This is a genomic window from Porphyrobacter sp. ULC335 (assembly GCF_025917005.1).
Classification (GTDB): Bacteria; Pseudomonadota; Alphaproteobacteria; order Sphingomonadales; family Sphingomonadaceae; genus Erythrobacter.
The window spans coordinates 1159169-1185509 of sequence record NZ_CP078091.1; the positions used below are offsets into that span (position 1 = coordinate 1159169).

Consider the following 26341-nt stretch of genomic DNA (forward strand, 5'->3'; position numbering starts at 1 on the left):
AGCGCAAACTGCCACGCCCGAACGTGCTGCACGCGGGGCAGGGGGACTTGCGCGCACGGGGATCAAGTCGCTTTCAGCCACATTGAGGGACATTTGCCGCCGTGAACGAGAGTATCACGTCCATTCTGCTGAGCCTTGTCGGCGTTTTCGCCATTCTCGGCATTGCTTTCGCGCTGTCCTCGGCGCGGCGCAGGATCAACCTGCGCGTGGTCGGATCGGCCTTCGCGCTTCAGGCCGTCACCGCGCTGATCGTACTGCGCACCGATGCGGGCGTGGCGGTGATCGGCGGGTTGTCCAGCGGCGTGATCGCGCTGCTCGATTTCTCCAAGATCGGCATCACTTCGGTGTTCGGGCCGATGGAGACCAATCCCTTCGCCAACACCTTCGTGATCGCCGCGCTGCCGGTGATCGTGTTCTTCGCCGCGATCGTTTCGATCCTCTACCACCTCGGCATCATGCAGCGGCTGGTGCGCTGGGTTGGCGGGGCGATCGGCTGGATCACCGGCATCAGCAAGGTCGAGGCGCTGGGCGCTGCGGCAAACATCTTCGTCGGCCAGTCGGAAAGCCCGCTGGTGGTGCGGCCCTATCTCGCGGCGCTCAGCCCGGCCGGGCTGTTCACGCTGATGACCGTGGGCATGGCAGGCGTGGCGGGGACGATCCTGGCCGCCTATGCCAGCTTCATTGGCGAGGATGCAGTGCCGTTCCTGCTGGCCGCCGCCTTCATGTCGGCGCCGGGCGGGATTTTGATGGCCAAGATCATGATGCCTGATGATCCCGCTGCCCCCTTTGCGCAGGGCAATGGTGTCGGCGTGGCGGCGGTCGCGCGGGCGCGCGGCAAGAGCAATTCCCTGACCGAGGCGACCCGCGTCGTCATGTATGACGAAAACGGGCAGGAGGTCGAACTCCCCCAGGCACGCATCAGCGCGGTCGGCCCGGCCTCTCTGGTAGAGGGCGGCGCGAAGGCTGACGAGGTGAGCGCAGCGGAAACCTTCGAGGAAGGCCAGCGCCCCGCCAATATTATCGAAGCCGCCGCACAAGGCACGCAGACCGGGGTGAAGCTCGCGGTCGCGGTCGGTGCGATGGTGATGGTGTTCGTCGCGCTTGTCGCGCTGGCGAACGGGATGCTTGCCGGGATCGGCGGCGGGATCGTCAACCTTGCTGACGGTATGGGCGCACCGCTCAGCCCCGAAGCGGCGTCATGGCTGCAGGCTGTCAGCTTCCAGAAGCTGCTCGGCTACCTGTTCGCGCCGGTCATGTTCCTGATCGGCATTTCCGACTGGGAGCAGGCACAGATCGCGGGCGGATTGTTCGGCACCAAGATCGTGCTCAACGAATTCGTCGCCTTCATCGACCTTGGCAAGATGCAGGCGGGCGAGCTGACCGCGCGCAGCCGGGCGATTGTCACCTTTGCGCTGTGCGGTTTTGCCAACTTCTCGTCGATCGCGATCCAGATGGCGGTGACCGGCGGCCTGGCCCCCAACCAGCGCCCGGTGATCGCGAAGCTGGGCCTCAAGGCGCTGGCCGCAGGCAGCCTCGCCAACCTGATGAGCGCGGCGCTCGCCAGCCTGTTCCTGCCTTACTGACCGGCGCTTCAGGCTTGGCAGGCGTGTGTGCCCGCGTGTAAAGGCGCGGGCATGATCAACATCGCATCTGTCAGCCTCGCCCAGCCGCTTGAAACCATCGCCGACGAACTCGGCCGAAGCTTCGGTGAATATGGCTTTGCCGTGGTGCGCGATCACGGCATCCCGCAAGATCTGATCGACGAGGCCGAGCGGGTATCGAAAGCGTTCTTCGCGCTGCCCGATGCGGTCAAGCGCGCCTACAAGATCGAAGGCGGCGGCGGCGCGCGCGGCTACACCCCGTTCGGCACCGAAAAGGCCAAGGACGCCGAGGTCTTCGACCTCAAGGAATTCTGGCATGTCGGCCGCTCGCTTCCCGAAGGCCACCCGCTGAGCGCGTTCATGGCCCCCAATGTCTGGCCCACCGAGGTCGAAGGTTTCCGCGAAACGTTGAGCGCGCTGTTCGCCGCCTTCGAAACCGCCGGGGGGCGCGTGCTTGAAGCGATCGCGCTGCATCTTGGCCGCCCGCGCACCTTCTTCGCTGACAGCGTCGAGGACGGCAATTCGGTGATGCGCCTGCTGCATTACCCGCCGCTTGGCCCCGGTGCGCCCGAAGGCGCGATTCGCGCAGCCGGGCACGAGGACATCAACACCATCACCCTGCTGCTGGGCGCGGAGGAAGCGGGTCTCGAACTGCTCACCCGTTCGGGTGAGTGGCATGCGGTGGACGTGCCCAAAGGCGCGCTGGTCATCAATGTCGGCGACATGCTGCAACGCCAGACCAACGGCAAGCTGCGCTCGACCACGCACCGGGTGGTGAACCCGCGCGGAGAAGCGGCGCAGCGGGCGCGCTATTCGATGCCGTTCTTCCTGCATTTCCGGCCCGATTTCCTGATCGAAGCCCTGCCCGAATGCATCGATGAAAGCGCCGCGAATCCGCCGCCCGCGCCGATCACCGCGCATGATTTCCTGATGCAGCGCCTGCGCGAGATCAATCTCGCCTGAGGGCGTCATTTTCGGCCCATTGATAGGCTTGAAGAAATTCGTTCCGGGCGTTGCTGCGATGCAACACCCGGAGGCGGAACTCGCGCAAATCCGACACTTTTCTGGTGTTCGCGGAGACTCGCAGTAATGAAACGGCCCGTAGGGGCAGGGCATTTCATCAAACTGTCACAGAACAGTCGCTTTGCCGCAAGCGTTCGGGCCTAGGGCAGGCCGCATCACCTTATTCTGTACCACTCTCCACTGTTACCAGGGGCTTGCAACCATGAAGCTTAAGTATCTCCTTGCGGCGAGCATCGTCAGCCTTGCTGCGACGACCACCATCGCCACGCCGGCATTCGCTCAGCAGATCGTCACCGAAGTCGAAGGTCGCGTGACCGACGAAAACGGCAACCCGCTTGCGGGTTCGGTCGTCACCGTGACCAACACCAGCACCAACGCGGTCCGCACCGTCACCACCGGGAGCGACGGTACTTTCCGCGTGACTGCTCTGCCGCCGGGCGGCCCTTACGAAGTGACGGCCAACTCGGACGGCTTCGAAGGCCAGACCGTGCAGGATGTTTACACCGCGCTCGGTCGTCCGACCTCCTTCAGCTTCGGCCTGACCGCGACCGCTGCGGGCGCATCGGACAATGTCATCATCGTTTCGGGCTCGCGCGCTGGCGTGGCCCAGGTTGCAGTCGGTCCGGGCCAGGCCTTTGGTTCGCTCCAGCTTGAAGCTTTCCCGTCGATCACGCGCGACATCCGCGACATCATCCGCATCGACCCGCGCGTCAGCCTCGAATTCAACGGCACCGAAGGCTTTGACCGCATTTCGTGCCTTGGCGGCAACGACCGCGCCAACACCTTCACCGTCGACGGCATCGTGCAGGCGGACGTGTTCGGCCTGAACGGCACGCCCTTCGCTGCGCGCAACTCGCTGCCGCTTCCCTTCGACGCGGTCGATCAGACTTCGGTCGAATTCGCTCCGTTCGACGTCGAGTACTCGGACTTCACCGGCTGTCTCATCAACGTGGTGACCAAGGCCGGTTCGAACGAGTTCTCGGGCTCGGCCTTCGTCACCTACTTCGATGGCGGAATGCAGAACGACGAAGTCGTGCTTGCCGACGGCCGCCGCCAGAACGTGAACGCCGGCGAAGAAAAGCGCTGGGGCGCGACGCTCTCCGGCCCGATCTTCAAGGACCGCCTGTTCTTCAGCTTCGCTTATGAAGAAGTCGACCTGATCGAAGGCGCATTCGATTCGCCGTCGGGCGCGGGCATCGGCAACCCCGAACTCGGCGTGACGCTGGCGGAATTCAACCGCTTCCGTGAAATCGCCCAGCGCGTTTACGGGCAGGACACCGGCCCGTTTGCCACCTCGCTTGCCAACACCAGCCTGCGTTACTTCGGCCGTCTCGACGGTCAGATCACCGATGATCACCGCGTGGTTGTGACCTACCAGCGCCTCGACGAAAGCAAGATCGAAGACGATTCGGGTGCGGCCTTCTCGGGCATCAATTCCTTCGAAAACGAAGGCACCATCTCCGATTACTACTCCGCCCAGCTCTACTCGCAGTGGAGCGATTCGGTGTCGACCGAGTTCCGCATGAGCCGTGCTGACGTCTCCGACGTTCAGGGCCCGCTGGGCTTCGACGAAGCCAATGGCGCCAACCCCGTGCCCCGTCTGATCGTCGGCACCAACAACCTGCCCCCGGCAGGCTCGATCGCGGGCGGCCGCAATGGTCAGCTGTTCTCGGGCCCGGGCTTCTCGCGCGCTCTTAACCAGCTCGACTCGAAGGTCGATCAGGCTCGCTTCATCATGAACATCGATGCGGGCGGCGGCCACAACATCAAGCTGGGTGCGGAATACAACAACCTGGAAGTGTTCAACCTCTTCCTCCAGAATGCCACCGGCACGCTGTACTTCGCCAACCTCAACGACTTCGAGAACGGCCTGATTGCGGGCGGCACCAACATCAACGTCAACAGCGATCGCCTGGTAGCCAACCAGACCATCGGTGCTGACATCAACGTCCCCGTGGGCTTTGACGTCAACAATTCGGCGGCTGAATTCTCGCGCACGATCTATTCGTTCTTCGCACAGGACGATTGGCAGGCAACCGATCAGCTCTCGATCAACGCCGGTGTTCGCGTACAGCTGTTCGATGGCGGCGCGCCCAGCCAGAACAACCTGTACAGCCAGCGCATCGGCTTCTCGAACTCGACCGGTTTCTCGTCGCTCGATCCGCAGATCCTGCCGCGTCTTTCGGCAACCTACGACTTCGACAATGATGGCTTCTTGTCGAACACCCGCCTCACCGGCGGCGTCGGGATCTTCTCGGGTGGCGATCCGGTTGTGTTCTTCTCGAACGCGTTCTCGAACGACGGCTTCACCTCCGGCCTCGGCAACACCAATAGCTGCGCGGCCGGTCAGCTGACCCGCGGTGCGGGCGGCAAGATCAGCGTGCTCGATGCGCAGGGCCGCTTCACCGGTATCCCGCAGTGCGTGGCCAATGCCGGTCAGGCCATTGCTGCTGCTGGCGGTGGCAACGTGCAGACCGTCGATCCGAACCTTGACGTGCCGACTGCGGTGCGTGCCAACATCGGCCTCTCGACCGAATTCGGCACCGAGAGCGGGTTCTTCAGCAACTGGCGTCTGAACCTCGACTACATCTACACCCGCTTCAACGACACGCTGACGGTCGTCGACCTGCTCCAGCAGATCGACCCCTCGCAGGGCCTCAACGGGCGCACGGTGGATGGTCGCCCGATCTACCGCCCGATCGATCCGCTGCGCGCGGGTTGCTCGGCACGGATTGTCGGCACTGGTGGCAACAATCCGCAGTGGACCGGTGTGAGCCCGGCATGCTTCAACTCGGCAAACTCGACGCTGCAGGAGTTCCTGCAGCTGACCAACGGGCCGAGCTTCGAAGCGCACAACGCCTCGCTGATCCTGACCAAGCGTTTCAGCAAGGGCATCATCACCGACGGCGGAAGCGTGAACGTGAACTTCGGTTACGCGTTCACCGACAGCCAGCAGTCGCCCAACGCGCGTGATGCCACGGCCGGCTCGTTCTTCGATGGTACTGCGGCGTTTGATCCGCAGAACCTCGGCGTGTCGCAGTCGGGCTTTGAAACCCGCCACAACTTCACGATGTCGATGGCCTTCCAGGAAGAGTTCATCGAAGACTACAAGACCAGCTTCGGCTTCTTCTTCCGTGCCTCTGAAGGCCGTCCGTACAGCCTCGTCTATGATGATGCGACTCCGACCTTCCGCGGCAGCCAGTCGGCTGAAGAAAACATTCTGGCCTACATTCCGACCGGCGCCAACGATCCGAACATCGCTCCGGCGATCTTCAACTCGTCGGGTGTGCGGACGGGTGGTTCGGACCCGGCAGCTGTGGCCGCGTTCATCGATGCCTTGCAGAACGGCGTTCCGATCGGCACCACCGGCCGTCGCCAGCAGCTCAACTGCAACTTCACTCCCGGCCAGACCGTGGAGCGGAACCAGTGCCGCAACCCTTGGGTGTTCGATCTCGATCTGCGGATCAGCCAGGAACTGCCGTTCCTCGGCAAGCTGACCGGCATCAAAAAGGACCGGATCGAACTGTTCGCCGACGTCGTCAACGTGCTCAACCTGATCGACGATGAAGCGAACTCGGTGCGCACGCTGGGCGGTTCCGATGGCCGCGTCGACCTCGTCGATGGCAGCTACGACGCGCAGGGTCGCTATGTGATCACCGGCTTCACCGCCGCACAGGGCCTGCCCGACACGATCGTAGCGCCTTCGGTCTGGCGCGTTCAGATCGGCGCACGTTACGAATTCTAATTCGTAGCACTACGTTCCGGACACATGAGCGGCGGGGCCTTCGGGCTCCGCCGTTTGTGTATTGTGGCTTGTGCAATTGCTGACGAACGAAGGGGTGGTCCCGAAACGTGCCGCGCTTTTGCTCTAAAGGGCCCCGGCGGCGCTGGTTCAGGGCCGCCCGGCGGGGGTGCCATCTCTGGTTGCGGTAAGTCCCTGACCCTCGGCGAGGAGCGTTGTGGCGAGCGCCGTGCAGGTTGCAGCATCCGCGCCCGCGACCAGCGCCCGTTCGAGCGCCGCGGCCGCTTCGCCCAGAGGGGCTTCATCGAACATCGCTGCCGTGCCTGCGATCCGGTGGAGCATTCGCGCCAGATCGCCCGCACGTTCATCAGGCGTCGTGCCCGTTCCGGCCAGCCAGCCCTCTCCGAGCCCGGCCTCCACCGCCACAATCGCCTCGCGCCGCCGCGCCTGCCAGCGTGCCACGAGCCGCGGGGATCGCGCCATCGCCGATGCCCGCGCGGCGGCAGGCATGGCCGCGTTGCCGGGACCCGGCGGGCCAAGCTCGTCCGCTTCGACGATCCACGTCGGCAGCCAGCGCTGCAATGTGCGGGCGAGCTGGGCGAACACCACGGGCTTGGCGAGATGCCCCTGCATCCCCGCCGCGCGTGCCGCTGCAACATCCTCCGGGTAGGCATTGGCGGTCAGCGCGATCACCGGCAGCAGGCCCGGCCCGATCCCCTCGGCGCGGATCGCGCGCGTTGCGGCGAGTCCGTCACAATCAGGCATCTGCACATCCATCAGCACCAGATTATAGGGCCGCCCGCGCATGATCGAATCGATCACCATCGCGATGGCCTCGTTCCCGTCATGCGCCTGATCGACCTCCTGCCCGCAGCGTTCGAGCATCTCGCTGACCAGCAGGCGGTTAATGTCGTGATCCTCGACCAGCAGGATGCGCGAAGGCGCCAGCGCGCGCGGCGGCAGTTCGGGCGAGGGCGTGACTTCGGGCAGGATATCGTCGGCCACCGGCGGTGCGAGCGTGGCGGGGAGCACCAGCGTGAAGCGTGACCCTTCGCCAGGCGTGCTGTCCACCTCGATCCGCCCGCCGAGCAACGCGGCGAGCTGGCGGCTGATCGACAGGCCAAGCCCGGTTCCGCCAAAGCGCCGGGCCGTATCGGCCTCGCCCTGGGTAAAGGGATGGAAGATCGTTTCAAGTTGGCGCGGACTGATCCCGATGCCGCTATCGGCAACCGTGACACGCACTTCGTTACGGCTGATGCGATAGCTCACGCGGATATGGCCTGCTTCGGTGAACTTGACCGCGTTGCCGATGAGATTGAGCAGGATCTGCCGCAGCCGCAGCCCATCGGTCAGCACCCAGGGCGCGCGCGCTTCGCCGGGGCGGGGGTCCGGCTCCTCGCCGCCCTCCCATGCGAGTTCCAAGGTCAGCCCCTTGCGCTCGGCCGCGGGGCGGTGGAGCGCGGCGCATTCCGCCAGGCTGGCGTGCAGATCGACCGGCGCAGGGTCGATCGCGAACTGCCCGCTCTCGATCTTGGAGAGGTCGAGCACATCGTTGAGGAGCATCATCATCGACCGGCCCGACTGCACGATCAGCTCGGCAAAGCGGCGCTGATCGTCGGCAAGATCGCCCTGCAACATCAGTTCGGCAAAGCCCAGCACCCCGTTCATGGGCGTGCGGATCTCATGGCTCATATTGGCGAGGAATTCGGACTTGGCCCGCGCCGCATTCTCGGCATGGCGGCGCGCGCGGGTGAGAAGCAGTTCCAGCTCGACCCGCTCGGTCACGTCGCGCGCGGCGACCACCACGCCTTCGCGCGCGCCTGTTTCGGGATTGCAGACGACCGCGCAATCGGCCTCGATGAACACGGGCGAACCATCGGGAGCATCGGCGAAACGGCGATAGGTCACCCGCTCGCGATCGCTTTCGCCCTCAAGCAGCCGTTGCAGCGCCTGCACCGCGCGGTCATGCGCATCGGGATGCAGGCGTGCTGTGACGTGACGGCCCACGAAGGTTTCCGGCTGCGTTTGCATCACATCGCGGACCGAAGGCGAGGCATAGGTGCACACCCCCGCCAGATCGAAGCGCAGGATCGCATCACTGATATTCTCGGCCAGCAGATCGACCTCGCGCTTGCCCGCTTCGAGCCGCGCCCTGATCCGGTCACGCCCGGCAAGGATCGCGGCCACGGGGAGTCCGGTCAGGAAATTGGCGGCAATGAAGGCCTGAAGCAGGTGCAGTTCGGCAATGGCCGTGCCGCTCGCCGCTGCGATTGGCCCCAAACCGACAAGGGTCATCACCCCCGCCACTACCGCCACCCCCACCACGTTGAGCGCGCTGCCGAGGCTGCCGAGCCGGAAGGCGTGCAGCAGGGTGACCGGCTGGATCAGGAACAGCAGCGGATAATGCGTCTGGTTGAACACCAGGAAGGCGCTGACCATTCCCCCGCAGAGCAGGGCTGCGCTCTCCAGCGGGCGGGCCGGGGCAGGGGCGAGCCGGCCGGCGAAGCGATCAACCAGCAGCAGCGCCACTGGAACGATCAGCAGCATCGCCATGCTTTCGGTGAGGAACCACGCCATCGCTCCGGCGCGCAGCTGATCGACGCTGCTGCCCATTACCGGCAGGACGACGAGCGCCGAGAGCAACGGGCCAATCAGTCCGCCCGCCCAGACGAAGCGGGCCAAATCGCCGATGCGGTTCATATCCGGCGCCCGTCGTCCCGCGACGCGGGTCAGCGCCAGCACGGCGATGATCTCCACCAGATTGGCAAAGGAGAACAGCACCGCGGTCTGATCGGGCAGCTGCACCACGGCGTTGGCCGCGAGGCTGGCGGCCAGGCAGGCGAGCAGGAACGGCACCTCGCACCGCAACCGCGCGCGCAACAGGAAGGCAACCACGCAGGCATTGGGCAGCCAGATCGGGCTGACGGTGTCGCCCGCATGGGCCAGCATAAGGCTGAGGCAGGCAAAGGCGAGATATCCCGCACCGCCGATCAGCGCCGCGGCGAGGCTTCTGCGGTCGATGGGCCCGGTGGCAATCCCGGCAAGGTGCGCCCGGTGCCAAAGGGATGATGTCACGCTATCGCCGCTGATGGGCGAAGCGGTGCTGGCGCTTTTCGAAGTTTGCTTGCCCCATGCGAAAGGCCCGGAGCGGCGACGTGCAAAGCGTGTCCGAGCGGGCAAGGGCATGCCTTCGGCAACCGCTTCCCCTTGGGCGAAGTCGGCGTCGGCGTCCGGCGGGGCGGTTCCGCCGGGCCACTCCTGATCCAGTGCGCGCTCGATCGCTGCGCTCCATCGCCAATTGCTGGGGCTTTGCTATAATCGGGTCTCGGCGATTGCGCGGAAAACCACATCCGGAACGGATCGATCGGAGGGGCAGGCTGGCAGATATGGCGACCAAGGAGACCTTCGGCGCGCGCAAGCGGCGGCTGAGCTGGCCGCTGATTGCGGGCATCGTGCTGCTGCACATCGCCGCGCTCTATGGCCTCGCGCGTGCGCTGGCGCCCGATATGACCGCCGCTGTCGAGCGCGAGGTCGTGGCCGCCTTCAACCTTTCCCCGCCCGAGCCTCCGGCTCCGCCTCCGCCGGAGAATCAGTCCGAACCGGATGAAGGCGCGCAGGGCGATCCCGGGCGCGACGCCGTGGCAAAGCCTGTCACCAGCCAGCCGCCCAAGGTGCGGGTGAAGAAGGACGATCCGCTGCCCCGCGCGTCGTCAACCGGCACGGCCAACCAGTCGGGCGCGGCGGCGGCGGGCGATGGCACCGGCGCGGCGGGTAGCGGGCTGGGCACCGGCAGCGGCAACAGCGGGAGCGGGCGCGGGGGGATTGCGGTGTCGAAACCCGTCCACATCTCCGGCCGGATCGATAATGCCCGCGACTTTCCCGTTCCGCCTGGCGGGCGGGACGCACGGCGCGGGACGCAGGTGATCGTTCGCGTGGTTGTCGGCACCGATGGCCGCGCGCGCGATTGCGCGGTGGTCCGCCCCAGTCCCGATGCCGAGGCCGATCGCATCACCTGCCGGCTGGTCGAGACGCGCCTCGGCTTCCGTCCGGCGATGGACGCCCAAGGCAATCCGGTTGCCGCTCCGTTCTACTGGCGCCAACAGTGGTTCTGATGCGACCGACGGCGGAATAATCCGAAGGTCAGACTCGTTTCCGCAAGGCGAATTGCTATAGCCAGCTGCAAACGAGGGGTATTCGAGTGTCAGTGATACATCCGGTCATCCTGTGCGGGGGCAGCGGCACGCGGCTCTGGCCGGTCAGCCGCAAGGCTGTTCCCAAGCCGTTCCTGCCGCTGGTGAGCGAAGAGACGCTGTTTCAGCAGGCCGTGCGCCGGGTGGCAGGCGATGGCGGCTTTGCCCCGCCGATGGTGGTGGCAGGCGCGGCCCATGCCGATCTCATCATGGCGCAGTGGGGCGATACGCCCGGCGCGCGGCTGGTGATCGAACCGGCAGCCAAGAACACCGCCCCCGCCATCGCGCTCGCCGCCGCCTTGCTGCCCGAGGACGCGGTGATGCTGGTCTGCCCGAGCGACCACCACATTGCGGACACCGATGCCTTCCGCGCCGCCGCGTATGCCGCCGCGGCGCTGGCGCGCGAGGATTACCTCGTCAGCTTCGGCATCGCGGCTGACCGGCCCGAGACCGGCTATGGCTACCTGCGGCGCGGCGAGCCCCTGCCGGGCGGCTATGCGATCCGCGAATTCGTTGAAAAGCCCGATCTGGCGCGCGCCGAGGCGTACCTCGCCAGCGGCGAATACAGTTGGAACGGCGGGATCTTCGCCTTCCGCGCCGGGCACCTGCTCGCCGAACTCGCCGCCCACCGGCCAGAGATGGCGCGGCTGGTGGCCGAAGCGGTGGCAGGCGGCAGCACCGAGGGCGCCTGCTTCCACCCCGCACCCGGTCCCTTCGCCGCGATTGACGGGGACTCGATCGATTACGCGGTGATGGAGAACACCGCCCGCGCCGCGATGGTCCCGGCCGACATGGGCTGGTCCGACATCGGCAACTGGGCCGCGCTCGCCGATGCGCTCGCGGGTGAGGCGGACGGCGCGGGCAATGTGGCGCGCGGTGCTGCCGACCTCGCCGGGTGCAGCGGCGTATTCGCCATGACCGATGGCCCGCGCATTTCGGCGGTGGGGCTCTCCGATATCTGCATCATCGTCGCCAATGGCGAGGTGCTGGTCACCACCCGCGACGGCGCGCAGGCTGTCGGCAAGCTGCCGGGAGCGCTGAACCAGTGATGGCGCGTCAGCTCCCGACGCGGATGGTCGACAAGGTGTGGGGCCGCGATGTGCTGCCCGCGCCCTTCGCCGCGCCGCCGGGAGAGCGGATCGGCGAGATCTGGTTCGAACCTCCACCCGAAGTGCCGCAGGTGCTGGTCAAATACCTGTTCACCTCGGAGAAGCTGTCGGTGCAGGTCCACCCGTCGGACGCGACGGCGTTGCCCGGCGAGGCGGGCAAGGAAGAATGCTGGCTGGTGCTGGATGCCGAGCCTGACGCACGGCTGGCGATCGGGTTCGAGCGGGAGGTGACACCTGCCGAGATCGAAGCGGCAGCAAAGGACGGCACGATCGAGACGCTGCTGACCTGGCATCCCGCGCAGCCCGGCGATCTGTTCTACCTGCCCGCAGGCACTGTTCACGCGATCGGCCCCGGCCTGTCGCTGGTCGAGGTGCAGCAGACCTCGGACACCACCTTCCGCCTCTACGATTATGGCCGCCCGCGCGAGCTTCATCTCGAACGCGCGCTGGCTGTGGCCGAGGGCACGCCCTACGCCGCACAGCATCGCCGCACGATTGCCGATGGCCCGGTGCTGGTCGATGGTCCGCATTTCCGGCTCGACCGGGTAGAGGGCGCGCCTGACGCGGCGACCATGGCGGCCTATCCGGGCGCGCTGCTGGTGCTGCCGCTGGCGGGAGAGGTGGCCGCAAAGGATGGATCGGCGCGCGCGGGGGCAGGGGAGTGCCTTGTGGCTCATGGCCTCGGCACCCTCGATTTCAGCGGCGCGGGTGTGACCTTGCTGACGCGTTCGGCCTGACCTTTACGCCTCGACCAGCAGCCGCTCGATCTCGGTCATGCCATAGGGTTTGCGCAGCACCGCTTCCGCGCCCATCCGCTCGAACCCGCCCGCCGCTTCGGCGTAGCCCGTGGCCAGCACGAAGCGCACGCCCGCTGCACGCAGGGCATCGGCAATCGGTTCGGAGGATTCGCCGCCGAGATTGAAGTCGATGATCGCGAATTCCCAGTGGCTCTCGGCAATCGCGGCGAGCGCGCCGGTGACCGAACTTTCCAGCCGCACCTCGGCCACGCCAAGGCGTTTCAGGTTCTCTTCGGTGTCGAGCGCGATGATGATGCTGTCCTCCACCACCAGCACCCGCGCCGGATGGGCGCCCGATGGGCTGGCCGGATCGCGCAGCGGCTCGCGCGGGCGCGGGGGGATGCTGCTTGCGCCCGCTTCGGGGAGAGCGAGATAGCGCGCCGGCACGAGGAAATCGGCCTCCACCCCCGTCAGCTTGTAGCGCACGTCCGCCTCGCCCTGAAGGTCGTGGGGGATCGAGCGGGTGATGATCGTCGATCCGAAGCCGTGGCGGGTCGGCGCGGTGACCGGCGGGCCGCCCGCCTCGCGCCAGCGCAGCGCAAGATCGCCGAAAGCGGTGCGCGCAAGGCTCACCTCGATGGTTCCGGCGCGGGCCGAAAGGCTGCCATATTTGGCGCTGTTGGTGGCAAGTTCGTGCACCACCAACGCAAGGATGGTGTAGGCCTCGGGCGTGACCAGCACATCATCGCCGCTCAGCCGGAAGCGCGCGCGCTCCGCGCCGCCATAGGGGGCGAGTTCCGCTGCGATCAGCTGGGCGAGGCTTGCCGGGCCCCAGTTCTTGGCGGTGATATTGTCATGCGCCGCCGCCAGTGCGGCAATTCGCCCGCCGATGATCGCGGCAAAGCCGGGAACGCTCAGCGCCTCGGCCTGCGATTGCGATACCAGCGCGCGGATCAGCCCGAGGATATTGCGCACCCGGTGGTTGAGCTCGGCGATCAGCAGGTCCTGCTGTTCGGCCGCGCGGGCACGTTCGCGGGTCAGATCCTCGCTCATGCGCAGGATCACCTCGATCAGCGTGCGGCGCAGGCGCGCGGCGATCTCGCATTCGTCGGCGCTCCATTCGGCACTGTGGCCGCGCACGGTCTCCTGCCACGCTGCAAAGCTGGCGCGCGGCTGGAGCAGTTCGCCCGGCGCTGCGGCCGCCTTCGCCGGATCGCCTGCCCAGGTGATGACCCGTTCCAGCGGACGGCGCCACAGCACCAGCGCATCGCGGGTACCGCGCGACAGGGGCAGCACCAGAGCGCCCGCCGCACGTTGGGTGAAACAGGCGGCATCTTTGATCTGGTCGGCCAGCCGCGTGGTCGAATGGGTCGCCCCGCCCAGCGTGCTGGCGAGCAGCGGCGCGATGGCGCGGAACTCCGCCTCTGCGGGCGCATCGCCGCTGGCGCGGTATTCGCCATCGGCGAAGAGCGATATGCCGTCATGCTGGATCGTGCCGTGCAGCAGCTCCTCGATCATCGGCAGACTGTCCGCCAGGGTCACACCCCCGGCGAGGCGCAGCAGCAGCCGGTCGTTCAACTGCCGCGCCCGTTCGCGCAAGGCTTCGGCCTGCGCCACCAGAATGCGATCAAGCATCAGCGAGAAGGTCTGGCTGAGCAGTTCGGCCACGGTGCGCAGCGAGTAGGGCGGCAGGCGGGCTTCGCGGTGGTGGCAGGAGATCATCCCCCACAGCCGGTCGTGCCGCACGATCGCAATCGCCAGCGACGCGCCCACGCCCATGTTGCGCATATAGGCGAGGTGCATCTTCGAGTGCGAACGCAGCATCGACATCGACAGGTCGAGCGGGGTGTCCTCCGGCCCGGTGGCAGGGATGATCGGCACGGCGTCCGAATCCATGTCGGCGATGATGCGGAAGCGGTTGCGGCGGAACAGTTCGCGGGCCTGTTGCGGGATATCGGCGGCGGGGTAGCGCAGGCCCTTGAACGGTTCGAGAGCCTCGTCGCGGTCTTCAGCGATCACCTCCCCGCTGTCGTCCGGGTGGAAGCGGTAGATCATCACCCGGTCATAGCCGGTCATCTGCCGCACCAACCGCGCGGCCGTGTCGCACAGTGCGGTGACGGTTCCGGCCCGTTCGAGCTGGGCGACGACCGGAACGATCATGCTGACATGATCGGCAAAATCATTGCGGGCGTGGGGTTCGAACTCGATCACAGAGAGCCCGCAACTGATATGCACCGCGCAGTCGAACAGTTGACCTTTGCCTGTCAAATCAACGCCAAAGCGGCGTTCCAGCGTGTCGATACCGGCAAGGTTGGCGAGCGCGTTGGTGAGGGTCTCAAATGCGCCGGGCGCGATGATGTCCGCTAACGGCGTTCCGGTCGCGGGGAGGTTTTCCAGCCCGAGAAATTCGGCGACATTGGCCGAGATGTGCGCCACCCGGCCGTGCTGGTCCGCCGCGATCAATCCGCCGAAGTCCTGCACGGCAGCGATATGGTGGATCGCCTCGCGGTCGCATTCGGTGAGCGTGTCGTTGCGCTGGTGGAGGTTCATGCGGGCAGATTTTCCGCAGCACTTCCAGCCACTTCGCCATGTTCCGCGATGGCAAGGAAATGGGCGAAAACGGCCTCTGCCGCGCGGGTTGCGCCTTCTGCCTCCTCCGGCGCGGCGGGACGTTCGATCCGGGCGCGCAGGCCTTGCCAGAACGCCATCATCATATCGTCGCCAAGGAAGGCGACCGGCCATTCGCCGCCGCCGATCCGCGCCACCTGCTTGGCAATCGCCTTGTTGCCGAGCGCCGATCCGGCCAGCACCCATGCCGCCCCCACACAGGCATGTTTCACGTGAAACGCCCCTGCCGACGGGGGTTTGGACAGGGTCTGGAGGGGGTCAAAGGGGGGGCTGGAGGGGGGCAAGGCCACACCAAGCGCCGCCAGATCGCGGGCAAGCAGCGGGGTCTGCGCTGGCGGGACGAGATCGGCAGGCGCATTGGCTAGCAGCCATGCTTCCAGTGGCACACGCGCGGCGTGTTGCAGCGCGAGGAAGCGGGCATAATCGGCGCGGGTCTGCCATCCGCTGGCGGCCTGCATTGCGTGATCGAGCAGATCATGCGCGGCCATCGTCGCAGCCCGCAGGCCTGCGCGCAGGCTTTCGCCCGGCTCTACCTTTGCCATGTCCCTGACCGGCGCCATGCCACCCGTCCTTCCTGCCCGAATCGGCTCGCGGCCGAATTGCCGCGCGATCCTCGGCATTCTACCCGAGTGTAAGGCAAATTAGGCAACTTAATGTGTCAAATAATTATGACACATAGGTGAGGGACTGGCAATCGGGTTCGGATCGTGCGCGCTGCGCTGTTCAGGGAGCAAGCAGCCGTCCGGCTTCTTTCTTCACCGCAGCTTCCAGCGGGCCCTTCATCACGCTGAGCAGCAGCGGCAGGTCCATTTCGATCACCACCTCGTCCTCGCGGATTTCCACGCCGCCGGGGATCGCCTGACCCATGACTTCGGCGGTGATGTTCATGCGGTCCTCGTTCGGCCAGCCCGTCGTCACCTTGGCGAGTCCTGCCGGAAAGAAGTTACCGATCTCGTCCGCGTGCTTGTGCATGCGGCGGCGCACTTCCTCTTTGCCGAGGGTGTGGGGAAGGGTCACGCGCATGGCTCAGCGCTCCTGTTCTCTGGCCTGTTTCGTCGGGATGGCCGAGAAGTCCGGCAGCGGCACGCCGGTATCGGGCATCATGTCTTCCAGCGCCTCCGCCCCGCCATAGCGGTATTCGAGATAGCGGCTCTTGATCGCCAGATCGTCGAGCGCACCTTCGGCAAGCCGCCGCGTCACCCGGTCGACCTCGCCCGAAAGCTTGGTGAGGCTTTCGGTCAGGCGCTCGTCGGCGGTCTTGCCGGCATATTCCTCGGAGCGCAGGTGCGCCGGAATCTTGCGATAATTGTCGATTGTTTCGGGGATGTATTCGCCGACGAGTTCGCGCACCTCGGCCATCGCTGGCTCATTATCGCCCAGCCCCTTCAGTTGCAGGCCAAGCGCATCGAGCTGCACGCCGAGCTGATCGACGATCACCTGAGCGGACGGGGGCAGGGCGGAGCGCTGCGATTCCAGCCACAATTCGGTGCGCGCGACCATCTGCTGCGGATTGCCCAGCTTGAGTTCCTCGCGCTTGGGCACTTTCACCTTGGGGAAGGACGCGAACAGGGCGATCGCGATGCCGGTGGCAAGCAGCATCGCCATGAAGCCCCAGAACAACAGCGGGCCGATGACCGCGCTGAAAATCCCCGCACCGATCCAGATCGCCACCACCGCGATGGCGATATTGCGCACCCGCTTGAGCAGGCTCTTCATCTTGAGCTCGGCCGAACCCTTGCCGATGCTGTTGCCGCGCGGGGCGGGACGGTGGGTGCCGCCCTCACGCTGCGTCGCCAGCGACCGCTTGGCGCTCTGAAGCTGCTGTTCGGGCGTTTCGTAGACCATCAGACTCCCGATCAGCGATCCAGCGACAGCAGCGAAGGCTCACTCGCCGCGACCTTGGATTGCGCCTGCGCCTGGCCTTCTGCCCGGGCGATATAGCCCTTGGACTTCTCGACCTCGCTGGTCAGCACGTTCACCGTCTGCTTCATCGAATCCAGCGCGCGCACCTTGAAGGCGTCGACCTCGTCCATCGTGTCATAGATGTTCTGGAAGGCGCGCTGCAGCGTTTCGAGCGGGATCGTGCTGGACGCCGCCTGCTCGTGGATCTGCGCGGTCTGTTCGCGCAGCAACGTGCTGGTCGAATCGATGATGTCGCTGGTGGTCTTGTTCAATGCGGTGATCTGGCCGAGCACGAGGCGCTGGTTGGTCATCGCCTGCGCCACAGTCACCGCGGTGCGCAGCGCGCCGACGGTGGTGGTGCTGGCACGGTCGACGCCCTTGACCAGTTCGACATTGTTCTTCTTGACCAGATCGAGCGCGAGGTAGCCCTGCACGCTCACCGCCATCTGCGTCAGCAGGTCCTGCGTGCGCTGGCGGACATAGAACAGCGCGGATTCGCGCAGCGCCTTGGCCTTGGACGGATCGGAGCTGTCCAGCTCCAGCGCCTTGGCCTCCAGCCGCGCGTCGAGCGTCTTGGCGATGTGGATCATCTGCTCCAGCTCGCCCATCGCGGCCCACAGCTTCTGGCGTTCGGTATCGATGGCGGCGTTATCGAGATGCAACTCCTTCTTGCCGCTTTCCAGCCGCTGAAGGATCGCCACGATATGCCCCTGCGCCGAGGTGTAGCTATCGAAGTAGTTCTTGATCTTGTTACCGAAAGGAATGATCCCGAGGATCTTGCGCGGCCCCGAAAGCTTGCCCTGCCGGCCCGGATCGAGGTCTTCGACCGTGCGGCGCAGTTCGGCCAGATCATTGCCCACCGACCCATCGGCATCCATCGCGCGCACCGGGCGGTCGAGGAAGCGGTTGGACATCGCGGCAGCGGCGCGGATCTGTTCCTGACCCATGCGGGTGATCTGGTCGACCTTCTCGCCGAATGCGGGCGAGTTGGCATCGGCGACCACCAGATCATTGACGAAGGCATCGACCTTGCTGTCGAGCTTCGACTTCTGTTCGGTGGTGACCGGCACCAACCCTGCCGCCTGTTCGGGCGCGACCTGCGGCACCGGATCGGGCGGGGTCAGCGAGAAGGGGGTGGCGGTTGCCGTCTGCGTTTCGGTGCTCATGCCAGTCTCGTGCTCCCTCATGGCCAGCCACACGCCGCATGCGCGCGCCGGGCAATCCCCACTGTATTAGTCATCTAAAACACGCCTTTCAAGCGTGGGGTGCATGCTACGCTTGAAACCGCGGCCGCGTCTATCACCGGTTTCGTCGTGATGAGCGGCAACAATGGCCGCAGATCGACCCTGACAGGATCAATCCGCCAGCCCGGCGACCCGGCGGCTCGGCGCCGCTGACGATGCGGGGAGACCGGGGAAGTCGAGAAGATCGCCGAAGCACAAGGGCTGGGCGGTAAGGGTGGGGTGCGGCGAATAGCCATCGTGCCAGTATTTGTGTTCGATGACATCGCGCGCGATGCTCATCCCGAAGAACCGCCGGGGGGCGGGCGAGCGGTTGTCCGGCCCGGCATGGAGCAGATCGCTCCGGTACAGGATCACCGATCCCTTGCGCGGCGCTGTCTGCACCAGATGGAACAGCCTGCGCAGTTCCGCACGGTGGCGATGGAGCTTCCACAAGGTGCGGGGGCCGAGCATGGCGATGCTGAACTGGGCGTTCTTTCCCAGCATGAAGCGCAGCACGTTTGGCTGGTGCTGATCCCAGCTGCGCGAGAACACGCGATCGGTGAATTCACCGGGGGCCAAGGGCGGCTGCGCGCCCTTGCGCATGCGCCACAGTTTCCTGAAATTGTGCAGGAAAATGCGGTAATTGCAGCTCAGGCGGAACAGCGCCATCAGTTCCTCGGCCTGGCCGTCATGCGTGTTGCCGACCCCGCCATAGAGGTGCGTACCCGGAACGAACACGGTGCCGCCTTGCTGTTCCGAGACATCTTCCACGGCAGCAAAAAGGCTGATCACGCCGCTGGGGTCGCGGTGGATATATTGATGCGATGACCCAATGTAGCTGGTGAAGGTGGCGACTTCGAGAAGCGGGCGCGACCGGCCGCAATATTCGGACAGCACGCCTTCAAGCCGCTGGCACAAGGTCGCCGCAAAGCTCTTTACGGGCGGCGTCGAAGGCAGCGAGCAGAAGTCGCGACGCTTGTAGCGATTATCGGTCTCGCTCGCGAAAGAGCACTTGCTGCGATCGGGATTGTCGATCGTCTCGCGCATCAGCTCCAGACCGGCATCGGCTTCGGCGTCCGACAGGAGGCCTGTCAGGACAACCAGTCCGTGGGCATCCATCATCGTCAGGGCTTTGCGGACGCAGTGATCGGCAAGCCTGCCGTGTTCATCCAGAACGGCTGGCACTTCGAACACGGACGTGTCGCTGGAAACCTCGAGTTCAGTCATGTCGATCCGCCTTGAACGATCCGGCAATCCACGCGCGGTCTGCCGCCGGTCGCGATGCGTGCGGGACAGTGGCGCGGGGCCCAGCCGGATTTCTTGGCGCGGAACATTCACCATCGGGTTAACCCGGCGGTAGCGAGCGCAATCTCGCCCGGAGTTACCCTAGGCCGCCAAGTCGATCGGAACGATCTCGCCCGCCAGATACAGCTTCTTGGCCTTGGCGCGGCTGAGCTTGCCCGATGATGTGCGCGGCAGGGTGCGCGGGGGGACGAGTTCGACGATGCAGCTCATGCCGGTGACCGAGCGCACCTTGTCGGCGATCTGGTCGCGCAGCTTCACGCGTTCCTCGGGGTCGGAGACCTTGCAATGCACCAGCACCGCGGGCGCTTCCTCGCCGTTTTCCATCTCGATCGAGAAGGCCGCGATGTCGCCGTGGTTGAAGCCGGGCAGCTGTTCCACCGCCCACTCGATATCCTGCGGCCAGTGGTTCTTGCCGTTGATGATGATCATATCCTTCGCCCGGCCGACGATGAACAGATAGCCGTTGGCGGTGTAGCCCATGTCCCCGGTGTCGAGCCATCCGTCGACCAGGCAGTCGCTGGTCGCTTCCTCGTTGCGGAAATAGGAGTGCATGACGCTGGGGCCGCGGCACCATACCTTGCCGATCTGGTGATCGGCGCGATGCTTGCCATCCTCGCCCTTGATGGCGACTTCCATGTCGGGCAGCGGCTTGCCGCAGTTGACGATGGCGCGGTAGCGGGCCGGGCGCGACAGGTCACGCGGGGCGCCTGAGAGGCGCTCTTCCTCGACCAGTTCGACGCGGATACCCTCGCCCGGCGGCATCACCGTCACCGCCAGCACCGCTTCGGCGAGGCCATAGGACGGCGTGAAGGACGAAGCCTTGAAGCCCGCTTCGGCAAAGGCATTGACGAAGTTCTGCATCACGTCGGGGCGGATCATGTCCGCGCCGTTGCCCGCGATGCGCCAGCGCGACAGGTCGAAGCGCTCTGCCACCTGGCTCTGGCTCGAAATGCGGCGCGCGCAGATGTCGTAACCGAAGGTCGGCGAATAGGAGAGCGTGTTGCCCGGGTTGCGGCTGATCATGTCGAGCCATGCCAGCGGGCGGCGCGCAAAGGCATCGGGCTTGAGGTAATCGCCCGAGACCTGATTGGCGATCAGCGAGAGCAGGCAGCCGACCAGCCCCATGTCGTGATACCACGGCAGCCAGCTGACGCAGCGGTCGTTGGTGCCAAGCTCCATCGTGGTCGAGTGGCCGTAGAGATTGTGCAGCAGCGCGCGGTGCGTCACGGCCACGCCGGTCGGGAAGCGGGTCGATCCGGAGGAGTATTGCAGATAGCAGATATCGTCCGGCGAGGCCTGCGGCAGATCGCAATCGGGCGCAGGCGTCTGTGCGAAATCCTGCCAGCTTTGCGCGGCACAGCCCTGACGCGCGGCGGCGGTCGAAGCCATCTCCGCGATCTCTTCGGGGTAGAGGAGCAGCTTCGGATCAGAGCTCATCAGCTGGATCGCCAGCTGGTCGATGTAATTGTCCTTGCCGCCAAAGGTCGTCGGCAGCGGCAGCGGCACCGGCCAGGCCCCGGCATAGACGCAGGCGCAGAACAGCGCGGCGAATTCCGCCCCGGTTTCCGCGATCAGGGCAACGCGGTCTTCCTTGCCAATCCCCGCAGCAATCAGCCGCCGCGCCATCACCAGCGCATCTTCGCGCATGTCGGCATAGGGATAGACCCGCGCCAGTTCCCCGCGCATGTCGTGGAAGTTCAGCCCCTTGCGGCTGCGCGCGGCATAGTCGATCGCATCATTGAAGGTTGCAAATTGCGCACGGATTCGCGGCAGGTCGCAATCATTCGGCGTCGGCGTCAAAACAGCCTCGGTCATATTTTTAAGCGATACCCGTAAGTTGCGGCACGGTTCATGGTAGTTTCCCGTCCGCGCTCTGGCATAACCCCGTGTCGCCGGGCATAGTCCGGCGGCGTCCAATATTTCGCATTTGATAAGGAAAGTGGCACGAATAAGGCGAAATGGTTTCACGTAAAGCGAATTCGTCATCACCCGGTCGCCAAACCGGGGAGGATCGCACCGGCGGAGGCCGGGGCACGAAGCGGGTGAAACCTCCGCTGGGTGAGGCCACTTTGCGCGATCTGGCGCTGCATTATGCGGCGCGTTTCGCCACCACCGGCGCGCGGCTGGAAAGCTATCTGGTGCGCAAGATCCGGGAACGCGGCCTCGCCGAGGATGCGGACGGGCGCACTCTGGAGGTGGACATTCCCGCGCTTGTCGCCCGGTTGGTCGAGCTCGGCTATGTCGATGATGATGCCTATGCCCGGATGCGCGCGCGCGATCTGGGCGCAAGGGGCTATGGCGCGCGGCGGGTCGAGGAGACCTTGCGCCATGCCGGGGTGGGCGAAAGCCTGCGACAGGCGCACAAGCCGGGCGAGGCGGCCAGCCGCCGTGCAGCCGCGCTGATGGCGCAGAAAAAGCGGCTCGGCCCGTTCGGCGCACAGGTGGAGGGCCGCGACCCGCTCACCGCGCGCAAGGCCCACGAAAAAGCCGTTGCAGCAATGCTGCGCGCAGGCCACCAGTACGATCACACGCGCTTCATCCTTGCCGCACGCACCAGCGAGGATATCGAGGAATGGATCGACGAGGCTTTCGAAGCCTCCGGCGACGAGGAAGGGATCGAGGACCGATGGTAAGGCACATGCTCGCGGCAGCAGGATTGATGCTGGGGGCGCTCGCAGCGTGCTCGCCGGGCGAGGGCGCGACAGCCAGCGCGCAGGCACCCGCACAGGCAGAGGCCGCGCGGCATCCGGTCTCCGGCCTGGAAGTGATCGACCTTGTGGTGGATCGCGGCGGCAAGAAGCTGACCTTCAAGGTTGAAGTCGCCGCCACGCCCGAGGCGCAGGCGCGCGGGCTGATGTTCCGCACCTCGCTTGGCGATTACGAGGGGATGATCTTCCCCTCCGCCGTGCCCGAGGCGCGCAGCTTCTGGATGAAGAACACACCGCTTTCGCTCGACATCATTTTCATCGGCGCGGACGGGCGGGTGCTCAACATCGCGGCCAACACCATCCCCTATTCGCTCGATTCGGTATCGTCGAAAGGCCTCGCCAGCGCGGTGCTGGAACTGCGCGCAGGCCGCGCGGCGGCGCTGGGCATCGTGCCGGGGGATAGAGTGGACTGGTAATTGCGCGGCTGCGCCGCCGTTCGTTTCACGTTTCAGCGACAATCATTCTTGGCGCACCGCCGCGAATCCGCTAGGCGCTCGCCCATGGGTATCCTCGCAAAAATCTTCACCTGGTGGGACGGTGCCACGATTGGCACTCACCTCTGGGCTAGCCGCGCCAAGGGCGAACATGTCGGCACCGATGCGGCCGGTAACAAGTATTACCGGGCAAGGCCAAAGACCGGGGCCAAAGCCGCAGGGCGGCCGGACGGTTCCTACACCAGCCGCGACAAGCGCTGGGTGATCTATGCCGGCGCCAATGACGCAAGCCGCGTCCCGCCCGAATGGCATGGCTGGATCCACGGCACCTATGACGATGTGCCGGAAAGCCATCTGCCCCCGGCCAAGATCTGGGAGGTGGATTACACCCCCAACGCCACCGGCACTGCGCAAGCCTATCGCCCGCAAGGCGATCTTGAGCGCGGCGGCCAGCGTGCCCGCGCCGTGGGCGATTACGAGGCGTGGACTCCCGGCAGCGCGGATAGCTGAGGCTGATGGTCGCGGCCCTTCGCCTTGCCGCGCCGCTGGCTGGCGCCCTGCTGCTTGCTGCCTGCGACTTCGTCTCGCCCGCGCCTGACACGGTCAAGGTTCCGATCGACGAGGCGAACCCCGTGGCGGCGGCCTCTGCCCCCGCCGCGCCGGTCAATGATTATGGCGCGACCCCGATGAACGAGCGTGTCGCCGTGCTGGGCCTGCTCAACAAGCGCAACAATGTCTCCGAGGAAATCCGCCTGAAGCCGGGCGAAAGCCGCGAGATCGGCCCGGTGATCATCCGCGTCTCCGCCTGCGAGCGCACCGCGCCGTGGGAACTGCCGCAGCAGACCGGCGCCTTCGTGCAGGTCGACATCCGCGGGCGCGGGGCGGCCCAGCATGCGCGCGTCTTCTCGGGCTGGATGTTCCTCGAATCGCCCAGCCTCAATGTGGTCGAACACCCGGTCTATGACGTCTGGGTCAAGGACTGCACGATGCGCTTCCCGGGAGAGGAAGGTTCGGCATCGCCGACCGCCGATCCCTCGGCCAAGCCTGCTCCGGCCGCTTCGGCGACACCGACACCCGCGCCTGCGCCCGCAGCGACTCCCGCTCCGGCCGCATAGCCCGAACCGGCCCCGGTCGAAAACGCCCGCCACGCCGTGCCAAGGCTCTTTTGCGGCTGGCCCTTGGCGCGTTCCACCAGCCGGCGGTAATCGGCCTGCGCCAATTCGTGCGCGCCCATTGATCGCAGATGCTCGGTCATGAACTGGCAATCGAGCAGCACGAACCCCGCGTGGTCCATCATCGCCACCAGCCAGGCGAGCGCGACCTTGCTGGCATCGGGCGCGCGGCTGAACATGCTCTCCCCGCAGAACACCCGGTCGAAGCTGACGCCATAGAGCCCGCCGACCAGTTCCGGCTCCGCGCCGTCTTCCCCCGCCAGCCAGCACTCGACCGAATGCGCATGGCCCGCGCGGTGGAGGCCGATATAGGATTGCACGATCCGCTCGCTGATCCAGGTTTCGGGATGATCCTCGCGCGGCTGTGCGCAGGCGCGGATCACTTGCTCGAAGGCGCGATCAACCGTGATCGTGAACCGGTCGCTGCGGATCACCTTGCGCAGGCTTTTGGACAGATGCAGCCCTTTGAGCGGGATGATCGCCCGGTCGCGCGGCTCGACCCAGAACACCTCGGGATCGTCGCGCTTGTCCGCCATCGGGAAAATCCCGCTGCGATAGGCGAGCAGCAGAGTCTCTACCGGGACAGGAGGGCGGGTGGGGGCGTGCATGATTGCATTGCACAATACAGGCGAGTGCGGCTTGAGGCAAAGAGGATTGCCTATCACGGGCGGCTTCGTTAAGGGGCACCGCTTCAACGCGCTGCAGGGGTGTAGCTCAGTTGGTAGAGCATCGGTCTCCAAAACCGAGGGCCTGCGGTTCGAGTCCGCACACCCCTGCCATTGCGTCTTTGTTTCCGCATCGCCTCCGCGATGCGAAATCCTCGCTCTCACGATCTTCGAACGCTTCGCTGCGGGGCGGCCGCTTGGCCTTGCGACGCCTTTGGCGTCGATCCTGCCCGCTCTTGCAAACGTCTTTATCGGGCTTTTTCTGCGAATCCTTGCGTTTCATCGCGAGCGCCATTCATCCTGCCGCAAGGCGAGCCGTGTATTCCTGTCGACGAACCGTTGGACTGACCCTCTCACAGGAGACCACAGGATGAGCGCCTACACCTTCCGTTCCTCGCGTCCCGATCAATGGGTCAGCCCGCGACCGACCCGTGATCCCGCCCGGCTGTCTGCCATTCATGGCCCGCTGCGGCCGATGCAGGCCGAGCCGGGCCTCATCGCGCGCCTTTTCGCCCTGCGCTAGACCGCGCCGCCAAGCGTTCTTGCAATTGCGCCGTCCCCGGCGTAAGAGCCTCCGCGTCTTTCCGACATCGGCAGATCATCCAGCCCCTCCGAGACCTTGTCCCGGGCGGCGCGGAGCCCTACCTGAAAGCCGGCCGGACGAGACGTGAAGGCATTACGCGAAGGAACAGGGCTGGCATGGCCGACAAGATGATCGCTCCCAAAGACGGGACAGTAGAAAAGAAGCGCAAGACTTCGCCCGGCGAGTTCTTCAATCAGGTCAAGGCCGAGACGAACAAGATCGTCTGGCCGACCCGTGAAGAAACCGTGCGCACGGCGATCTTCGTGTTCATCTTCATGCTGATTCTCTCGATCTTCTTCCTCGGAGTGGACAGCCTGTTTGGCGCTGTCGTCCGCGGCGCGATCAGCCTGTTGCAATAGGCCCCGCGCCCCCCTCGCATTCCTCTGCCCGTCAGACCCAATTTTCCAAGGACTCTCCATGGCTCGCTGGTACATCATCCACGCTTACTCCGGTTTCGAGAACAAGGTGCGCGACGCGATCATTTCCGAGGCCGAACGCCTCGGCCTGTCGGACGGTGTCGAGGAAGTGCAGGTTCCCACCGAGACCATCACAGAGGTCAAGCGCGGCAAGAAGGTGCAGGTCGAACGCAAGTTCATGCCCGGCTATGTCCTCGCCAAGCTGAACATGACCGACGATGTCTACCACCTCGTCAAGAACACCCCCAAGGTGACCGGCTTCCTCGGCTCGGGCAACAAGCCGCAGCCGATCTCCGAAAAGGAAGCCTCGCGCTATTTCGGCGGCGTGGCCGACGCCCAGGCCGCGCCCAAGCGCGAGATCAGCGTCGATTACGAGATCGGCGATTCGGTCAAGGTGCTCGACGGGCCCTTCGCCAGCTTCAACGGGATCGTGGAAGAGCTCGATTTCGACAAGGCCAAGGTCAAGGTCTCGGTCTCGATCTTCGGCCGCGCCACTCCGGTGGAGCTCGATTTCGAGCACGTGGAACTCGCGAAATAATGGTTGCGCTCGCCCCTCCGGGCGAGCGTCCTCGGCGCTGTTCCTTCGTCGCTTCGCTCCTTCGGGCGCCTGCGGGCGGGCGGTCGCCCTTGCGGCCTCTTGCGATGCCGTTCTCGCGCTATTCGCTGGCGCAGTGAAAACCCGTCCCGGCATCTGCAATCGCAAGCGCCGCTTCGCCTCGCGTGAGGAGGCCGAAGCGGTTGCCGTGCAGGCCGACGTCACCTTGCGCGCCTACAAGTGTGCGCTGTGCCGCCAGTTCCACCTCACCAGCCGCACCAAGGGGCTGCGAGTGCCGCGCGGCAGTGCAGGGGAAGCTGCCATTCCTTGAGGCCAGGGGGCGATTGCCCCTGCCCGCCGTCGTCGTC

General features: G+C 65.7%; 22 protein-coding genes, 1 tRNA gene and 1 pseudogene. 15 read left to right on the plus strand and 9 right to left on the minus strand.

The window, feature by feature from the left end; translation table 11 throughout:
• The first annotated feature begins 101 nt into the window (after nt 1-101).
• From KVF90_RS05715 to KVF90_RS05725, 3 genes are all read left to right on the plus strand, one after another.
• Nucleotides 102-1583 carry a NupC/NupG family nucleoside CNT transporter gene (locus tag KVF90_RS05715; protein ID WP_264393881.1) on the plus strand — a complete coding sequence of 494 codons (1482 nt, stop codon included), beginning with the start codon at nt 102-104 and terminating at the stop codon, nt 1581-1583.
• Nucleotides 1584-1634: 51 nt separating this feature from the next.
• A complete protein-coding gene (locus KVF90_RS05720) occupies nt 1635-2564 on the plus strand; it encodes an isopenicillin N synthase family dioxygenase (protein ID WP_264393882.1) in 930 nt (309 codons plus the stop codon).
• 262 nt (nt 2565-2826) lie between these two features.
• Nucleotides 2827-6369: a TonB-dependent receptor gene (locus KVF90_RS05725; protein WP_264393883.1), complete on the plus strand. Its 3543-nt coding sequence runs from the start codon at nt 2827-2829 to the stop codon at nt 6367-6369.
• Between the two features lie 147 nt (nt 6370-6516).
• On the opposite strand, the gene KVF90_RS05730 is transcribed toward KVF90_RS05725, so the two are convergent.
• The gene (locus KVF90_RS05730) at nt 6517-9441 is read right to left on the minus strand and encodes an ATP-binding protein (RefSeq protein WP_264393884.1); all 2925 of its coding nucleotides are present in this window, start codon (nt 9439-9441) and stop codon (nt 6517-6519) included.
• Nucleotides 9442-9752: 311 nt separating this feature from the next.
• Between KVF90_RS05730 and KVF90_RS05735 the strand changes: the two genes are divergently transcribed.
• The 3 genes from KVF90_RS05735 (at nt 9753) to KVF90_RS05745 (ending at nt 12402) form a co-directional block, all read left to right on the plus strand.
• Nucleotides 9753-10478, plus strand: a complete 726-nt coding sequence (locus tag KVF90_RS05735; protein ID WP_264393885.1) for an energy transducer TonB — start codon at nt 9753-9755, stop codon at nt 10476-10478.
• An 86-nt stretch (nt 10479-10564) separates the two neighbouring features.
• Entirely contained in the window at nt 10565-11605 is a 1041-nt protein-coding gene (locus KVF90_RS05740) for a mannose-1-phosphate guanylyltransferase (protein ID WP_264393886.1), read from the plus strand.
• Nucleotides 11605-12402: a class I mannose-6-phosphate isomerase gene (locus KVF90_RS05745; protein WP_264393887.1), complete on the plus strand. Its 798-nt coding sequence runs from the start codon at nt 11605-11607 to the stop codon at nt 12400-12402. The genes KVF90_RS05740 and KVF90_RS05745 overlap by 1 nt, the downstream gene beginning before the upstream one ends.
• 3 nt (nt 12403-12405) lie before the next feature.
• On the opposite strand, the gene KVF90_RS05750 is transcribed toward KVF90_RS05745, so the two are convergent.
• The 7 genes from KVF90_RS05750 to KVF90_RS05780 form a co-directional block, all read right to left on the minus strand.
• On the minus strand, nt 12406-14952 hold the full coding sequence (locus tag KVF90_RS05750; RefSeq protein WP_264393888.1) for an HWE histidine kinase domain-containing protein: 2547 nt from the start codon (nt 14950-14952) through the stop codon (nt 12406-12408).
• On the minus strand, nt 14949-15590 hold the full coding sequence (locus KVF90_RS05755) for a biliverdin-producing heme oxygenase (RefSeq protein WP_264393889.1): 642 nt from the start codon (nt 15588-15590) through the stop codon (nt 14949-14951). Before KVF90_RS05755 ends, KVF90_RS05750 begins: the two co-directional genes overlap by 4 nt.
• 163 nt (nt 15591-15753) lie before the next feature.
• The gene (locus KVF90_RS05760; protein WP_264393890.1) at nt 15754-16053 is read right to left on the minus strand and encodes a polyhydroxyalkanoic acid system family protein; all 300 of its coding nucleotides are present in this window, start codon (nt 16051-16053) and stop codon (nt 15754-15756) included.
• 3 nt (nt 16054-16056) lie between these two features.
• Nucleotides 16057-16875, minus strand: coding sequence for a hypothetical protein (locus KVF90_RS05765; protein ID WP_264393891.1), 819 nt, complete (start codon nt 16873-16875; stop codon nt 16057-16059).
• Between the two features lie 11 nt (nt 16876-16886).
• Entirely contained in the window at nt 16887-18098 is a 1212-nt protein-coding gene (locus KVF90_RS05770) for a toxic anion resistance protein (RefSeq protein ID WP_264393892.1), read from the minus strand.
• A gap of 189 nt (nt 18099-18287) precedes the next feature.
• Nucleotides 18288-19382, minus strand: coding sequence for a phytanoyl-CoA dioxygenase family protein (locus tag KVF90_RS05775; RefSeq protein WP_264393893.1), 1095 nt, complete (start codon nt 19380-19382; stop codon nt 18288-18290).
• A gap of 159 nt (nt 19383-19541) precedes the next feature.
• On the minus strand, nt 19542-21275 hold the full coding sequence (locus KVF90_RS05780) for a fatty acyl-AMP ligase (RefSeq protein WP_264393894.1): 1734 nt from the start codon (nt 21273-21275) through the stop codon (nt 19542-19544).
• Nucleotides 21276-21502: 227 nt separating this feature from the next.
• On the opposite strand from KVF90_RS05780, the gene KVF90_RS05785 reads away from it, so the two are divergent.
• The 4 genes from KVF90_RS05785 (at nt 21503) to KVF90_RS05800 (ending at nt 23717) form a co-directional block, all read left to right on the plus strand.
• A complete protein-coding gene (locus tag KVF90_RS05785; RefSeq protein ID WP_264393895.1) occupies nt 21503-22093 on the plus strand; it encodes a regulatory protein RecX in 591 nt (196 codons plus the stop codon).
• Between the two features lie 5 nt (nt 22094-22098).
• Nucleotides 22099-22584, plus strand: coding sequence for a DUF192 domain-containing protein (locus KVF90_RS05790; RefSeq protein WP_264393896.1), 486 nt, complete (start codon nt 22099-22101; stop codon nt 22582-22584).
• An 84-nt stretch (nt 22585-22668) separates the two neighbouring features.
• Nucleotides 22669-23112 carry an NADH:ubiquinone oxidoreductase subunit NDUFA12 gene (locus tag KVF90_RS05795; protein ID WP_264393897.1) on the plus strand — a complete coding sequence of 148 codons (444 nt, stop codon included), beginning with the start codon at nt 22669-22671 and terminating at the stop codon, nt 23110-23112.
• A gap of 5 nt (nt 23113-23117) precedes the next feature.
• Complete coding sequence (locus tag KVF90_RS05800; RefSeq protein ID WP_264393898.1) at nt 23118-23717, plus strand: DUF2155 domain-containing protein; 600 nt, start codon at nt 23118-23120, stop codon at nt 23715-23717.
• Between the two features lie 74 nt (nt 23718-23791).
• Here the strand turns inward: KVF90_RS05800 and aat are convergent.
• A pseudogene (gene aat, locus KVF90_RS05805) lies at nt 23792-24382 on the minus strand (leucyl/phenylalanyl-tRNA--protein transferase); the annotation flags it as partial.
• Between the two features lie 95 nt (nt 24383-24477).
• On the opposite strand from aat, the gene KVF90_RS05810 reads away from it, so the two are divergent.
• The 5 genes from KVF90_RS05810 to KVF90_RS05830 all read left to right on the plus strand — a co-directional run bounded on the left by KVF90_RS05810 (nt 24478) and on the right by KVF90_RS05830 (nt 26304).
• Nucleotides 24478-24553, plus strand: a tRNA-Trp gene (locus KVF90_RS05810).
• Between the two features lie 256 nt (nt 24554-24809).
• Complete coding sequence (locus tag KVF90_RS05815; RefSeq protein ID WP_264393899.1) at nt 24810-24962, plus strand: hypothetical protein; 153 nt, start codon at nt 24810-24812, stop codon at nt 24960-24962.
• A gap of 176 nt (nt 24963-25138) precedes the next feature.
• Entirely contained in the window at nt 25139-25381 is a 243-nt protein-coding gene (gene secE, locus KVF90_RS05820; protein ID WP_264393900.1) for a preprotein translocase subunit SecE, read from the plus strand.
• Between the two features lie 58 nt (nt 25382-25439).
• Complete coding sequence (gene nusG / locus KVF90_RS05825; protein ID WP_264393901.1) at nt 25440-25976, plus strand: transcription termination/antitermination protein NusG; 537 nt, start codon at nt 25440-25442, stop codon at nt 25974-25976.
• A gap of 133 nt (nt 25977-26109) precedes the next feature.
• Nucleotides 26110-26304 (plus strand): hypothetical protein, encoded by a 195-nt coding sequence (locus KVF90_RS05830; RefSeq protein ID WP_264393902.1) that lies wholly within the window; start codon nt 26110-26112, stop codon nt 26302-26304.
• Nucleotides 26305-26341 lie beyond the last annotated feature (37 nt).